The organism is Pseudooceanicola sp. NS-SX9, assembly GCF_057380705.1.
In genome coordinates this window covers 764094-778201 of sequence record NZ_CM170818.1, presented here as the reverse complement: position 1 = coordinate 778201, position 14108 = coordinate 764094, and the positions used below count along the sequence as shown (strand labels likewise).

The window sequence follows — 14108 nt, the reverse complement described above, 5'->3', positions numbered from 1 at the left end:
TTTCATCTTTCCACAAATATGCCGGGGGGATCGGCCGCAGGCCGATGGGGGCAGAGCCCCCGCCCCCCTTTCAGCCGTCTCAACCGGCCGAGCGGCGCGCCTTCAGCGCCAGCAGCTCGCCCAGCAACCCGCGGCGGAAGAACAGGATCACCACCAGCAGGATCGCCCCCTGCGCGATCAGCGCCCATTCCCCGAAGGACGCCAGCTGATCCAGCAGCACCACCACGATGCCCGCCCCGATGATCGGCCCGGCCAGCGTCCCCAGCCCCCCCAGCAGCGTCATCAGGATGACCTCGCTCGAGACCACGAAGGACAGGTCGTTCAGCGTCGCGATCTGAAACACCGTGGCCTTCATCGCCCCCGCCAGCCCCGCCAGCGCCGCCGACAGCACGAAGGCCAGCAGCTTCACCCGCTCGGGCCGCAGCCCCAGCGATTCCACCCGTGCGGAATTGTCCCGCGTCGCCTTCAGCACCTCGCCGAAGGGCGAATGCACGATCCGCCAGAAGGCCAGGATCGCCAGCGCCGCGATGACCAGCACGACATAGTAGTAGACCCGGTCGGAACTGACATCGATCAGCCCCAGGACGGGGCGGCGCGGAATGCCCTGCAGGCCGTCCTCGCCATGGGTGAAGGGGGCCTGCAGGTGGATGAAGTAGATGAACTGCGCGATGGCAAAGGTGATCATGGCGAACTGGATGCCCGACTTGCGGATGCAGATCAGCCCCACCCCCAGCCCCAGCAGCGCCATCGCCAGCGTCGCCGCCAGGATGCCCAGTTCAGGCGGCAGGTTGGTGACCTTCAGCAGCCACCCTGCCCCATAGGCCGCCGTGCCCAGGAACATCGCATGGCCAAAGCACAGCAACCCCGTATAGCCCAGCATCAGGTTGAACGAGCAGGCAAAGACCGCGAAGCACAGGATCATCATCAGCGTCGCGGGATAGATCGCGAAGGGCGCCGCCAGCGCCACCGCCAGGATCAGGATCAGATAGACAGGTTTCATCACGCTTTCTCCGCGCCTGCGAACAGGCCGTTGGGACGCAGCAGCAGGGTCAGGATCATCACGACAAAGATCACCATGCTGGCGGCCTCGGGGTAGAAGACCTTGGTCAGCGCCTCTGCCAGGCCCAGCACGTAGCCGGCCAGGATCGCCCCGGAAATCGACCCCATCCCCCCGATCACCACCACCGAGAAGATCGTTATCATCAGCGTCGACCCCATCGAGGGCGAAACCTGGTAGATCGGCGCCGCCAGCACGCCGCTCAGCGCCGCAAGGCCCACGCCAAAGCCATAGGTCAGCGTCACCAGCCGCGGCACGTTGATGCCGAAGGTTTCCACGATGTCGGGGCGTTCATTGGCGGCCCGCAGATAGGCGCCCAGCTTGGTATGCTCGATCAGCAGCCAGGTGCCGGTGCACACCACCAGCGAGAACACGACGATCCACAGCCGGTACCAGGGCAGATACATGAACCCCAGGTTCACCCCCCCCGGAATGGGCGAGGCATAGGGCAACCCGGTGGACCCGAATTTCACCCGCACCAGCCCCTCGACAATCAGCGCCAGCGCATAGGTCGCCAGCAGGCTGTAGAGGTGATCCAGGTTCTGCAACGGCTTCAGCACGAAGCGTTCGGTCAGGATCCCGAAGGCCCCCACCACCACCGGCGCGATCACCAGCGCCCACCAGTAGGGCACGCCCAGCGTTCCCAGCATCAGCCAGGCCACGAAGGCGCCCAGCATGTACTGCACCCCATGGGCAAAGTTCACCACGTTCATCAGCCCGAAGATGATCGCCAGCCCCATCGACAGCAGCGCATAGAACGACCCGTTGATCAGTCCGATCAGCATCTGGCCCATCAGCAGTTGTATCGAGACATGCATTCCTCAGACCCCCAGATAGCGCTGCACGCGGCCCGGATCGGCCGCCAGTTCCGCCGCCGTCACGATGTCGGCGACGCGGCCGTGTTCGATCACCACATGGCGGTCGGCCAGGCCCCTGGCGAAATGCAGGTTCTGCTCGACCAGGATGATGGTGTAGCCCTGCGCCTTCAGCTTCAGGATCAGCTGGCCGATTTCCTTGACGATGACGGGCGCCAGGCCCTCGCTGGGTTCATCCAGCAAGATGACGCGGGCGCCGGTGCGCAGGATGCGCGCGATGGCCAGCATCTGCTGTTCGCCCCCCGACAGCCGGGTGCCCGGGCTGTGGGCGCGTTCGCGCAGGTTGGGGAAAGAGGCCAGCAGCGCCTCGTCGCTCATGCCGCCCTCGCGCAGCACGGGCGGCAGGCTCATGTTTTCCTTGACGGAAAGCGAGGCGAAGATGGCGCGTTCCTCGGGGCAGTAGGCCAGCCCCTCGCGGGCGATACGATAGGTCGGCTTGCCCAGGATTTCGCGGTCGTTGAACCGGACCGAGCCCTTCACCTTGCGCAACAGCCCCATGATGGCGCGCAGCGTCGTGGTCTTGCCCGCGCCGTTGCGCCCGATCAGCGTCAGCAGCTCGCCCTCGTGCAGATCGAAGGTGACGCCTTCCAGAGCCTTGGATTCCGCGTACCAGGCCTGCAGGTTCTCGACCCGCAGCAGGGTCTTCGGGGCGGGGGAATGCATGTTCATGCCTCGGCTCCCATATAGGCTTCGATCACGCGGGGGTCGGTCGAGACCTCGTCATAGGTGCCCTCGGTCAGGATCTGGCCGCGTTGCAGCACGCTGATGCGGTCCGACAGGGTGGAGACGACGGAAAGGTTGTGTTCCACGATCAGCACCGTGCGCCCCCTCGCCGAGCGGCGGATCAGTTCGGTGATCGGTTCGATGTCCTCATGGCCCATGCCGGCGGTGGGTTCGTCCAGCAGCATCACCTTGGGATCGAGCGCCAGGGTGGTGGCGATTTCCAGCGCGCGCTTCTTGCCATAGGACAGATCGGCGGCACGGGCCTGCGCCTGATCGGCCAGCCCGACCTGGTCCAGCAGATCCATCGCGCGTTCATCGAGCGGGCGCACCGCCTGGAGCGAGCGCCAGAAGGTGAACGCCTTGCCATAGCCCGATTGCAGCGCCACCCGGACGTTTTCCAGCAGCGTCAGGTTGGGGAAGGTGGCGGAAATCTGGAAGGACCGCACCAGCCCGCGCTGCGCGACCTCGGCGGTGCGCAGCGCGGTGATGTCCTCTCCATCCAGCCAGATCCGCCCCGAGGTGACCGAAAGCGTCCGCGTCAGCAGGTTGAAGCAGGTGGTCTTGCCGGCGCCGTTCGGCCCGATCAGCGCGTGGATCGTGCCCCGCCCGATCGACAGGTTCACATCCTTCACCGCGTCGAAGCCGCCAAAGCGCTTGCCGATGCCTTCGGCGCGCAGCACGGCATCGGTCGTGATTGCCGCGCCCACGGGCGGCGTCTTGGTCTGCAGCATGGTCTCCTCCCCCTCTGCTGCGGCCCGGGGCAGACCGGGCGCGCGTGGTGCCAAGGGCACCCTGCCTGGACAGCGGATCGGGGCGGCCTCCTCTGCCGTCGCGATCCGGGTTGCCTCAGGCGTTCTCTCCGAAGACGGGCTTGCGCTTTTCCAGGAAGGCGCGCATCGCCTCCCTGGAATCCGCATGCTGGACCATCTCGTTCGTCAGGTTCTGTTCAAAACGGTAGGCATCGCGCAGGGGCATCGTTTCCACCGTGTTGATGGCGCGCTTCGCCAGGCTGACGGCCTTGGGCGATTTCGACGCGATGTTCAGCGCGATGGCCATCGCCTGCTCCATCAGCTGGTCCAGCGGCACGGCGCATTCGATGATGCCGCGGGCATAGGCCTCGGTCGCGGGCAGGCGGTAGCCGGTCAGCAGCATCCGCCGCGCCAGGCTGTGCGGAAAGATCCGCATCGTGTGGCGCGCACCCCCCATCAGGCCGATGTCGATTTCCGGCATGCAGAAGAAGGCGTTGTCCGACGCCAGGATGATGTCGGCATTGACGATGGGCGCCATGCCCACCCCAAGCGCGGGGCCGTTCACCGCCGCCACCACCGGCTTGTTGCATTCCATGATGCAGTTGCCCACCTCGCGCATGCGGCGCATGTGGCGGGCGGTGTCGCCCGGGCCCGCGCCCACCGATCCGCGCGACTTGATGTCGGCGCCGGCGGAAAAGATCCTGTCGCGGCCCGTCACCACCAAGCAGCGCACGTCGCTGCGGTCGTAGAGTTCGTCGAAGACCTCGATGAATTCCTCGGTGAAGGGCAGCGACCAGGCGTTCACCGGCGGCGCGTCCATCTTTACCACCGCCACGTGGTCCTCGACCGTGACCTTGATCAGTTCGTTTCGCATGCTGCTGTCCTTTCCAGGGGGCATGAAGGCCCCGTCCCGGCGCGCAAGACGGCTTGCCCGCAGCGCCGGGGCGCCACGGCTGTCGCCGACATGTCCGCAGGGATCCTCCTGTCCCGGCCGCTCCTCCGGTGGGACGCCCCGACTGTCGCCCCGCGGCCCCGGCAGTGTCAAAGCACGTTCACTGCGGCGCAGATCTTTCACATATGTGAAGTCCGACCACGCGGTCAGGCCACAGGTTGCGCCGCCCCGCCACAGCGACGATCCTGCCCCCCGAGGAGAACCGAAGGGAGGGGTCCATGGACCAGACCGCCACCGGCGGCGCGCTGCAGGGCGTGCTGGTGATTGATGCAAGCCGCGTGCTGGGGGGGCCCTACTGCGGCCAGATCCTGGCCGACCACGGCGCCCGCGTGATCAAGATCGAACCGCCCCAGGGCGATGAAACCCGCCAGTGGGGCCCGCCCTTCCAGGGCGATGCGGCCAGCTATTTCCAGGGGCTGAACCGCAACAAGGAAGGCATCGCCGTCGACCTGTCGGTCCCCGAGGGCCGCGCCGTCCTGCTGGCCCTGCTGGAGCGCGCCGACGTGCTGCTGGAGAATTTCAAGACCGGCACGCTGGAGAAATGGGGCATCGGGCGGGACGTGTTGCAGGCGCGTTTCCCGCGTCTGGTCCATGCCCGCGTGTCCGGTTTCGGCGAGGACGGCCCCTATGGCGGACGTCCGGGCTATGACGCGGCGATCCAGGCCCTGTGCGGGATCATGTCGGTCAACGGCGCGGCCGGGGGCCAGCCGCTGCGCGTGGGCCTGCCGGTGGTGGACATGGTGACGGGGCTGAACGCCGCCATCGGCATCCTGATGGCGCTGCATGAACGCACGCGCTCCGGCAAGGGCCAGTTCGTCGAGGCCGCGCTCTATGATTGCGGGGTGTCGCTGATGCATCCGCATCTGCCGAACCTCTACCTGGGCGCGCCGGTGCCGGGGCCCTCGGGCAATGCCCATCCCAACATCACCCCCTATGACACCTATCGCTGTGCCGACCAGGACCTGTTCCTGGCGGTGGGCAACAATGGCCAGTTCGCCCGGCTGTGCACCGTGCTGGGCATCCCGGAAGGCGCCAGCGATCCGCGCTTTGGATCCAACGCGCTGCGCAAGGAAAACCGCCCTGCCCTGCGCGAGATGCTGGAAGGCGCCATGGCCGCCCATCGCGCGACCGAGCTGTCGGAAACGCTGATGCAGGCCGGCGTGCCCTGCGCGCCGGTGCGGACGCTGGACCAGGTGGTGGCCGATCCGCAGACCCATGCCCGCGGCATGATCGTCGATATCGGCGACTACCGCGGCACCGGCACCCCGATCAAGCTAGAGCGCACCCCCGCCGTCTACCACCGCCCTCCGCCCGGCTTCTCGGCGGATACGGACGCAGTGGCGCGGGAATTCGGGCTGGAGGGCACGGCGCTGGTGCCGGCAGTGCCGAAGGCGGCCGAATAGGGGCCGCGCGCGGGGGCGCCCCCGTCCCTGGGCGGACGGGCGCCCCGGACGACAGGCCGGGGGGACGGACCCGCGCGGCGAAGGCCGGACATGACGAGGCCGGGCATGGAAAGGCCGGGCCGGAATGGTCCGGGCCCGGCCTGTTGCCTGCCGCTGCTCAGCCGCGTTCGACATGGGCGCGGATGGCGCGCGCCTCGGCGTCGATCCAGCCGTATTTCGCGGCGGCCTCGACCATCTTGTCGTAGCCCGCACGCCAGTCGGCATCAGAGGGCGCGCCGGGCAGCGCGGGCACGGCATCAATGCCCACCAGCGCGTTTCCTTCGTCCACCAGCGTCAGGCCGGGGACCTCGGGCGCGGCGCCTTCGGGCAGCAGCACCTTGAAATTGCGGAAATCCTGCGGCTCGGCCAGGGTCAGGCCCGTGGCCTCGGTGTAGTGGATGATCATCTGGGGTCCTTTCTAGAAACCGTCATCGAGGCGCCGGAAGAAGCCGTCGCGATACAGCAACGGCGGGATCATCGGGTCATGGCGCGCCGACAGCACCCGGCTGAAGAAGATGTGGTGGCTGTTGCAGATCATGCTGCTTTCGATGCGGCAGTCAAAGGCCGCGACGCTGCCGCCCAGCAGCGGTACGCCGCTGGCGCCGGGGCCCCAGTGACCTTCGGCAAAGCGCGCCTCGGGCGACAGGCCGGGGGTCGAGAACACCCGCGCCACGCCATGCTGCGCCGCCGCCAGGTAGCTGACGCCCAGAAGGCCGCTGGACGCCATGGCGGGCGCCGCCCCGGCCCCGCGGTTGATGCAGACCAGCAGCGTCGGCGGATCGGTGGTGGCGGCACAGATCGCGGTCGCGGTCAGCCCCGCCCGGCGCCCCTCGTGCAGGGTGGTGACCACCGCCACGGGGGCCGCAACATGGCGCATCGCGCGCAGGAAATCCGCCGTCAGGTCACGGGGCAGATCAGCGGCGTCGGTCAGGCTGTCGGTCATCGGTCCCCTCCCCCCTGGCTCAGCGGTGGCGGCGGTGCCGGTCGGCCCCCGACGCGCCACAGGATCGGCCTTCAGACATGCAGCGCGCCCTCGGCCAGCAGATCCGCGGGCACGCGGGCACGCGGAACGGGGTTTCGGGAATGCCGGTGGTGCCCAGCCCCTCGATCGCGAAGACATGACCGCCCGCGGGATGGCGCGACACCGCCCGCCCGGTGCCGCTGTCCTTGATCGAGGTGACGAACAGCGTTGCCATCCCCTCGCCGCCGAAGGCCACGCAGGAGGGCATGTCGGTCGGCGCCTCGATCAGCCGGTCCAGCATCCCGTCGGGGCTGAAGCGGGCGATCTTGCCGACCTTGACCAGCGCCACCCACAGGCAGCCCTCGGCATCGACGGTGGCGCCATCGGGGGCGGAATTCCACGGCCGGGTGTCGACCAGGCAGCGGGGATGTTCCAGCGCGCCGGTGCCGGGGGCATAGCTGTAGGCGCGGATGCGGTAATCCAGGCTGTCGGCGAAATACATCACCCCACCGTCCGGGCTGAAGCACAGCGCGTTGGAAATGCGCACCCCATTGGCCAGCACCTGCGCCTGCCCGCCCGGATCGCCGATCCGGTAGAGGACCCCGCGCGGATCGGCCCTGACGCCCATGGTGCCGCACAGAAAGCGCCCCTGCCGGTCGGTCTTGCCATCGTTGAAGCGCACCAACGGATCGGCGGGATCGGGGCGGAACAGCGGCGTCAGCTGGCCGTCCTCAAGATCCAGCAGGTACAGGCCGTCGGCCAGGCCCGCGACCAGGCGGTTGCCCTCGGCCAGCCCGATCGAGCCCACCATCGAGGGCATCTCCCACTGGCGGGCGGCGCCGGTCGCGGGATCCAGCGCATGGATGCGGCAGGACACGCTGTCGACCCAGTACAGGCGGCCAAGGCCTGCATCCCAGACCGGGCTTTCCCCCAGCAGGGACGGGGTGGCGGACAGACGGCGGGCGGAAAGCAGCATGGCGGAGCTCCGAAGGAAAGGGGGCGGGCCGGAGACCGTCCGGCCCGCAGGCATCATTCGTGGACCAGCGGGCACTGGCTTTCCGACAGCGGGCGCCAGGCGTCCTCGGCCGGCACGGTCGAGATGATGTCGTAATAGTCGTAGGGATATTTCACCTGATCCGGCGCCTTGATGCGGGCGGTGTACATCGGCCGCATGACCTGGCCGTTGGGCAGGATCTTCACATCCGTCATCATCTGATCGTTGACCGGCGTGTCGTGCATCGCCTTGACCACGGTGGGGCCGTCATCACTGCCGGTGGCCTTCACCGCCTCAAGGTAATGGCGCACGGCCGAATAGGTCGACAGCTGCGATTCATTGGGGATGCGGCCGTTGAACGCCGCCTGAAAGCGCTTGGCCAGGTCGCGGGTGCCCTGGTTCATGTCCCAGTAGACCGGGGTGGACAGCACGACGTTGCGCATGGTGTCCAGCCCGTTGGCGTTGACCTCGGTGATGTTGGCGCCCATCGGGGCCAGCACCGGGTTGGTGCCGTCCAGGCCGAATTCCTTCGCCTGTTTCAGCGCATTCGCCAGATCAGCCCCCGAATCCGCAAAGGCGATCACCTTGGCGCCGCTGGCCTGCGCCTGCAGGATCTGCGACGAGAAATCGGTCGTGCCCAGCGGATGCAGCACCGAGCCCAGCACCTTGCCGCCGCCGGCCTGGATGAACTTCGTCGCATCCTCCTGCCACTGCTTGCCGAAGGTGTAGTCGACGGTGATGAAGAACCAGGTGTCCTTGCCCTCTTTCAGCAGCGAATTCACCGTCGCCTTGGGCATGGAATAGGTGTCCCAGACCCATTGCGTCGCCATCGGCGAACAGGCCGCATCGGTCAGCTGAGACGAGGCCGAGCCCACCAGCAGGTAGGGCTTTTTCTCTTCGGTCATCATCTTCTCGACGCCAAGCGCGATGGACGAGGCCGAGCAGCCCGCGATCACGTCCACACCGTCCTGCTGCACCCAGCGTTTCGCGGTGCCAAGGCCGATGTCCGGCTTGTTCTGGTCATCCGCCACGACGACCTGGATCGGCACGCCGTCGATGGCGCCGCCGGCGTCCTCGACCGCAAGCTTGGCCGCCACCACGGACCCCGGTCCGCAGTTGTCGGCATAGATGCCGGACTGGTCGTTCATCACGCCGATCTTGATGACATTGCCCGAGAAATCCGCCAGCGCCGGCCCTGCCAGCAGCACAAGCGTCACGCAGGGCAGCGCGGCGCAAGCCAGGCTGCGCACCCGTTTGGTGGTCATGTGGTCTTCCTCCCTGAAAGGCGCGGGCCTCCCAACCCGCGCGGTCGCTGCGTCAGCTGCTGAAGGCGTAGGTCAGTGCCCCGTCCACGAACAGCATGTCGCCGCTGATCCATCCGGCCGCGTCGCTGGCCAGGAAAAGCGTGGCATTGGCCACGTCCATCGGTTGCCCCAGGCGACCAAGGGGCACCTGGGCGCGGCGGCGCTCCCAGCCCTCGGCGGTGACGACGCGCATGGCGCCCGCGGTCTGGGTGGGCCCCGGCGCGATGGCGTTGACGCGGATGTTGTCGGGGCCGAATTCCGCCGCCGCCGACCGGGTCGAGGCGGTCACCGCCGCCTTCACGGCGCTGTACATGATGCCGTTGCGCATCGCGATCACCGACGCCGGAGAGCTGATGTTCACGATCGCCCCGCCGCCCGCCGCGCGCATCTGCGGCACCACCGCCTGATAGCCCCAGATCACCGACTTGAAGCCCACGTCGGTGATCAGCCCGATGGTCTTCTCGTCCTGCTCCAGCAGCGGGCCGTAGCGGTTGAACATGGCATTGTTGACCAGCACCGTGACCGGCCCGAAGGCGTCCTTCGCGGCCTCGGCCGCAGCCAGCACCTGATCGCGCTTCGCCGCATTGGCGGTCAGCGCGATGGCCCGGCCGCCCGCCTGGTGGATGGCCTCGACGGCCTCCTGGGCGATCTCGGGCTTCAGGTCCACCACGGCCACCGCCGCACCCTCGGCCGCCAGCCCCTCGCTGATGGCGCGGCCGATGCCCTGGCCGCCACCGGTCACCAGCGCCACGCGCCCCTCGAACCTGCCTGCCATGATGTCCCCTTCCGATGTCGCACGGACCCTGCCGGCGCCCCGGGGGCGCGCGCGGTGCCAAAGGGCACGGGCAGCGGGTCCGAAAATCTCCTCCTTGGCGCGGATGCGGGGGCCTTCCCCTCCCGGAAGGGTCCCTGCGGCGCCTTGACACGGCCAGCATGTCATGAGGGTCTGGGCGGGACCACGGTTATTCCTATGCGAAGAGGAATTTCACATATGTGGTTTGGCCGCAGTTCGGGGAGGGAATGCGCGATGCCGTCAGCCCAGGTGAAATCCGCCATGCGGGCGCTTCAGGTGCTGGAATATTTCCAACGCCACCAGCAGCGCCGCTCAATGACCGAGATCGCCGCCGACCTCGGCTATCCGCAATCCAGCACCACGGTCCTGCTGAAGACGTTGGTCAGCATGGGCTACCTGAACTTTGCCCGGCGCGAGCGCGTCTATTACCCAACCCCCAAGGTCACCGCCCTGGGCGACTGGGTGCCGCGCGCCATGTTCGGCACCGGCCGCATCCTGGACGCCATGAGCGACGTGCACAACGCCACCGGCGAGGGCGTCTTTCTGGGGGCCGCCAACGACATCTATCTGCAGTACATCAAGACCATCGATTCCATCCACGCCCTGCGGTTCTATCTGGATGAGGGCACGATCCGCCCGATCACCCGCTCTGCCGCGGGCTGGATGCTGCTGTCGGCCTACCCGGAAAAGAAGCTCGACAACATCGTGCGGCGGGCCAACATCGCCACCCCGCTCGAGGAGCGCGTCACCACGAAACAGATGCAGGCCCGCATCGCCGAGATCCGCGACCGGGGCTATGCCTATACCGAAAACACCCCCTTCCCCGGTGGCGCGACGATCTGCGTGATGCTGCCCGCGCGGATCCAGACCCAGCCGGTGGCCTTCGCGCTTGGCGGGCTGGCGGACCGGGTGCGGGCGAATTTCGACAGCTACCTGAAGGCGCTGCAGGACGCCGCCGAAACCGTCGCCCGGGTCGAACCCTTCGACGAGCCGGTGCATATCGATCTGTAACCCCAATTTCACGGTTGTGAATTTCCGCGTGCCCCCGGCGGAAGGCCTTGCCTGTGCCGCCCCGAAGCCGCAGCCTGCCCCCCGGAGGACGGCGCAGGAGGAGCTGCGCCGAGGGGATTTCCCGGATCATCACGCCCGGCCCGGTCGCTTTGCGGCCCGGTTACGTGCGCCCGGCCCCGCCACACCCCGGAGGAGGACATCCATGGAAATCGGCGCATTCATCCTGGCGCAGCAGCGCGGCTATCATCAAAGCGCCCGCCAGGTGGTCAAGAATTCCATCGCGCAGACGGTGGCACTGGAACAGGCGGGCTTTGCCAGCGCCTGGTACGCGGAACACCATTTCAACAACTACAGCCTGGTGCCCTCGCCGCTGATGATGGTCAGCCACTGCGCCGCCGTGACCCGCAGGATCCGGCTGGGTACGGCGGTCTGCGTGCTGCCGCTCTACCAGCCGCAGCGGCTGATCTCGGAGGTGGGCTTTGCCGATATCGTGTCGGACGGGCGGCTGGATCTGGGGGTGGGCTCGGGCTATCAGCAGTTCGAATTCGAACGTTTCGGCACCGATGTGGCGCATGCGCCCGAGGTGTTCTCGGACTACCTGGAGATCCTCAGGAAGGGTCTGGGCCAGCAGATCTTTGAACACGACAGCGCCTTCCAGAAGATCCCGCCCACCGCCATCGCCACCCGCCCCGTGCAGGAGGGCGGCGTGCCGATGTTCATCGCGGCCGGATCGACCCGGTCGATGACGCGGGCCTACCGGGACGGCATGAACCTGTTCGTCACCGCCTTCCAGGACGGGCTTGAGACGATCCACCGCCTGCGCGACACCATCGCCCAGTCCGCCGAGGCGGCCGGCAAGTCGGTGGGCGATGCCAAGATCGCCTTCCTGCGCTGCGCCTATGCCTCGGACAACGCGGCCGAGGTCACGTCTTACCTGGAAAACGCCCGCTTCCAGCGCCGCCTGTCCGAGGCCCTGCAGAAGCGCCGCCAGCAAAGCGACGACGGCTACCTGCTGAAGGAAACCCCGACCGAAAAGGACGTGCCGCTGGAAGAGCTGTACCGCAACCTGCCGGTGGGCAGCCCGAACCGGGTGATCGACCGGATGCTGGAAGAGATCGAGATCCTCAAGCCCGACCAGGTGGCGATCCAGACCCAGCTGGGCGATTTCGAGCAGGACACGATGCTGCGCCAGATCGACCTGTGGGGGGAACGGATCATTCCCGCGATCGAGGCCGCCACCGGCCGGCCCGTCACCGCCGATATGGCCGTCTGACGGCCTGCGGGGCTCTGGCCGCGCGTCCGGCCGCCACATCGGATCGGCGCTCGGGGCGACATGCCTGCGGTCACGCGGGGCGAAACCGGCCGCACGGTCTGCGGCCCTGCAGGGCCCCGGCCGGATCGGTGCCCTGCACGCTGCCGGGCAGACCGGGGCCGGTGCGGCGCGCGATCGCCCCCCCCCTCCCGGGACCGCGACAGGGCGGGGCCACGGCACGCGGTTCAGACAGCGCCAGGGCGGTGCCGCCCCCCAAAGCCCCAACCCGCCCGCCTGACCGGCCCCGGCCCCACCGGGGTGGTTGTCGCCGGAATGGTCCTCGTCGGGGGAGCCGCTGTCGGAGTGACCGCCGCCCGAATGGCCACCGTCCAAATCCACCGTCCAAATGGCCACCGCCGGGATGGCCCAAGGTTAAAGCGTCAGCGCCTCGACCAGGCGGCGCACCGGGGTGGCGCTGCTGCGGGCGCGCGACAGCACGGCGGCCTCGCACCAGGGGGTGATGTCGCTGAACGGGATCGTGCGCACCCGGCCCCGGGCCCGCGCGATGCTTTCCGGCACGATCGCCACCCCCATGCCTGCCGCCACCATGCCCAGCATGCTGCTCATGTCCTCGATGGGTCGGCGCGAGGCCGTCTGCACCCCGTGCCGGTCCAGCAGGGACTGGACCACATGGCCCAGCCCCACCCCCGGCGGATCGCCCATCAGCACCACGTCCGCCCCGTCAAGCGCCCGCACCGGCAGGCGGGCCTGCTGGCTTAGCCGGTGGCCTTCGGGCACCGCCAGCGCCAGCGGCGAGCGGGTAAAGCTCTGGACCCGCAGCACCCCCGGCGTCGGCCCCAGCGGCATCCGCATCACCGCAACATCCAGGATGCCCGCCGTCATCTGATCGACCGCCTCGGCCACCCGCAAGGAACGAAAGTCGATCTCGATCCGGGGATTGGCCTCGCAGAAGGCGCGCAGGCGTTCGGGCAGCAGGTCCTCGCTCATCAGCGAGGTCGAATAGCCCATCACGATCACGCCCCGCTCGCCGCGGCGCACGGTCTCGACCTCCTGGGCGGCCAGATCGACCCGTTCGACCACCGCAGCAAAGGCCGGCAGCAGCAGCGCCGCCGCCTCGGTCAGCTCGACCCCGCGGGCGCGACGGCGGAACAGCTGCAGCCCGATCTCTTCTTCCAGCGACTGGATCTGCTGGCTGACGGCGGGGGGCGAAACGCCCAGCCGATCCGCCGCATGACGGAAATTCAGCGTATCCGCCGTGGTCACAAAGACGCGAAGTCGGCGCAGATCCATGCTTTGCCCCTCTGAAATAAGCTTTGCTTAACATTACAGGCGGATCCACCCATTGTCTCGCTTTTCACGGCCCCGTACCGTCCAAGCTGGAGGAGCGGGCCTGAGGGCCCACCGGACGACCTGAAGGAGCAGGCCGTCTTCCCCTGAACAACACAGGCGCCCCGCGTTCCGACCGCCCCGCATTCCGCAGGGACCGGCCCCGGCCCGCATCCGGCGCCGGAACGAAAGGTGCCGCCCGGATGTCTCGCCTCATCCATGTCCTGAACGGACCCAACCTGAACCTGCTGGGCAAGCGCCAGCCCGAGATCTACGGCCATGACACGCTGGAAGATGTCGAACGGCGCTGCCGTGCCCTGGCCGCCGAACACATGGCGCAGATCGGGTTCTTCCAGTCGAACCACGAAGGCGCGCTGGTCGATCTGATCCACGCCGCCCGCGGCACCGCCCAGGCCATCGTGATCAACCCGGCCGCCTATACCCATACCTCGGTCGCGATCCTGGATGCGCTGCACACCTTCGAGGGGCCGGTCTACGAATGCCACATCACCAACGTCCACCGGCGCGAGGCCTTCCGGCACCATTCCTATGTGTCGGCCCGCGCCGACGGGGTGATCGCGGGCTTCGGCATCGAGGGCTACGAGATGTGCCTGCGCCGGATCTTCAGCCAGCTGGGCTGGTGACGCG

15 protein-coding genes are annotated in these 14108 nt (G+C 68.1%); 4 read left to right on the top strand and 11 right to left on the bottom strand.

Annotated features, from left to right (window positions below):
- Positions 1–79: 79 nt before the first annotated feature.
- The 5 genes from AC2ITM_RS03705 to AC2ITM_RS03685 all read right to left on the bottom strand — a co-directional run bounded on the left by AC2ITM_RS03705 (position 80) and on the right by AC2ITM_RS03685 (position 4278).
- Positions 80–1000: a branched-chain amino acid ABC transporter permease gene (locus AC2ITM_RS03705; protein ID WP_486468483.1), complete on the bottom strand. Its 921-nt coding sequence runs from the start codon at positions 998–1000 to the stop codon at positions 80–82.
- Positions 1000–1875, bottom strand: coding sequence for a branched-chain amino acid ABC transporter permease (locus tag AC2ITM_RS03700; RefSeq protein WP_486468482.1), 876 nt, complete (start codon positions 1873–1875; stop codon positions 1000–1002). Before AC2ITM_RS03700 ends, AC2ITM_RS03705 begins: the two co-directional genes overlap by 1 nt.
- Positions 1876–1878: 3 nt before the next feature.
- Positions 1879–2601 (bottom strand): ABC transporter ATP-binding protein, encoded by a 723-nt coding sequence (locus AC2ITM_RS03695; RefSeq protein WP_486468481.1) that lies wholly within the window; start codon positions 2599–2601, stop codon positions 1879–1881.
- Positions 2598–3386 carry an ABC transporter ATP-binding protein gene (locus tag AC2ITM_RS03690; protein ID WP_486468480.1) on the bottom strand — a complete coding sequence of 263 codons (789 nt, stop codon included), beginning with the start codon at positions 3384–3386 and terminating at the stop codon, positions 2598–2600. Before AC2ITM_RS03690 ends, AC2ITM_RS03695 begins: the two co-directional genes overlap by 4 nt.
- A 115-nt stretch (positions 3387–3501) precedes the next feature.
- The gene (locus tag AC2ITM_RS03685) at positions 3502–4278 is read right to left on the bottom strand and encodes an enoyl-CoA hydratase/isomerase family protein (protein WP_486468479.1); all 777 of its coding nucleotides are present in this window, start codon (positions 4276–4278) and stop codon (positions 3502–3504) included.
- A 296-nt stretch (positions 4279–4574) separates the two neighbouring features.
- Here AC2ITM_RS03685 and AC2ITM_RS03680 point away from each other — a divergent pair, with 296 nt between their 5' ends.
- On the top strand, positions 4575–5759 hold the full coding sequence (locus tag AC2ITM_RS03680; RefSeq protein WP_486468478.1) for a CaiB/BaiF CoA transferase family protein: 1185 nt from the start codon (positions 4575–4577) through the stop codon (positions 5757–5759).
- 157 nt (positions 5760–5916) lie between these two features.
- Here AC2ITM_RS03680 and AC2ITM_RS03675 read toward each other — a convergent pair whose 3' ends face one another.
- From AC2ITM_RS03675 to AC2ITM_RS03655, 5 genes are read right to left on the bottom strand one after another with little or no spacing between them, the layout of a single operon-like run.
- Entirely contained in the window at positions 5917–6204 is a 288-nt protein-coding gene (locus AC2ITM_RS03675) for a hypothetical protein (protein WP_486468477.1), read from the bottom strand.
- 12 nt (positions 6205–6216) lie between these two features.
- Positions 6217–6741, bottom strand: a complete 525-nt coding sequence (locus tag AC2ITM_RS03670) for a flavin reductase family protein (protein WP_486468476.1) — start codon at positions 6739–6741, stop codon at positions 6217–6219.
- A gap of 19 nt (positions 6742–6760) precedes the next feature.
- Positions 6761–7735 (bottom strand): SMP-30/gluconolactonase/LRE family protein, encoded by a 975-nt coding sequence (locus tag AC2ITM_RS03665; RefSeq protein WP_486468475.1) that lies wholly within the window; start codon positions 7733–7735, stop codon positions 6761–6763.
- A 53-nt stretch (positions 7736–7788) separates the two neighbouring features.
- Positions 7789–9018, bottom strand: a complete 1230-nt coding sequence (locus AC2ITM_RS03660; protein ID WP_486468474.1) for an ABC transporter substrate-binding protein — start codon at positions 9016–9018, stop codon at positions 7789–7791.
- Between the two features lie 52 nt (positions 9019–9070).
- Positions 9071–9832, bottom strand: coding sequence for an SDR family NAD(P)-dependent oxidoreductase (locus tag AC2ITM_RS03655; protein WP_486468473.1), 762 nt, complete (start codon positions 9830–9832; stop codon positions 9071–9073).
- 252 nt (positions 9833–10084) lie between these two features.
- Here AC2ITM_RS03655 and AC2ITM_RS03650 point away from each other — a divergent pair, with 252 nt between their 5' ends.
- Both AC2ITM_RS03650 and AC2ITM_RS03645 read left to right on the top strand, forming a co-directional pair.
- Entirely contained in the window at positions 10085–10861 is a 777-nt protein-coding gene (locus tag AC2ITM_RS03650; protein WP_486468472.1) for an IclR family transcriptional regulator, read from the top strand.
- Positions 10862–11063: 202 nt separating this feature from the next.
- Entirely contained in the window at positions 11064–12134 is a 1071-nt protein-coding gene (locus AC2ITM_RS03645; RefSeq protein WP_486468471.1) for an LLM class flavin-dependent oxidoreductase, read from the top strand.
- A 411-nt stretch (positions 12135–12545) separates the two neighbouring features.
- Here AC2ITM_RS03645 and AC2ITM_RS03640 read toward each other — a convergent pair whose 3' ends face one another.
- Positions 12546–13424, bottom strand: coding sequence for a LysR family transcriptional regulator (locus AC2ITM_RS03640; protein ID WP_486468470.1), 879 nt, complete (start codon positions 13422–13424; stop codon positions 12546–12548).
- A 239-nt stretch (positions 13425–13663) separates the two neighbouring features.
- Between AC2ITM_RS03640 and aroQ the strand changes: the two genes are divergently transcribed.
- Positions 13664–14104 (top strand): type II 3-dehydroquinate dehydratase, encoded by a 441-nt coding sequence (aroQ, locus tag AC2ITM_RS03635; RefSeq protein WP_486468469.1) that lies wholly within the window; start codon positions 13664–13666, stop codon positions 14102–14104.
- The last annotated feature ends 4 nt before the right edge of the window (positions 14105–14108 follow it).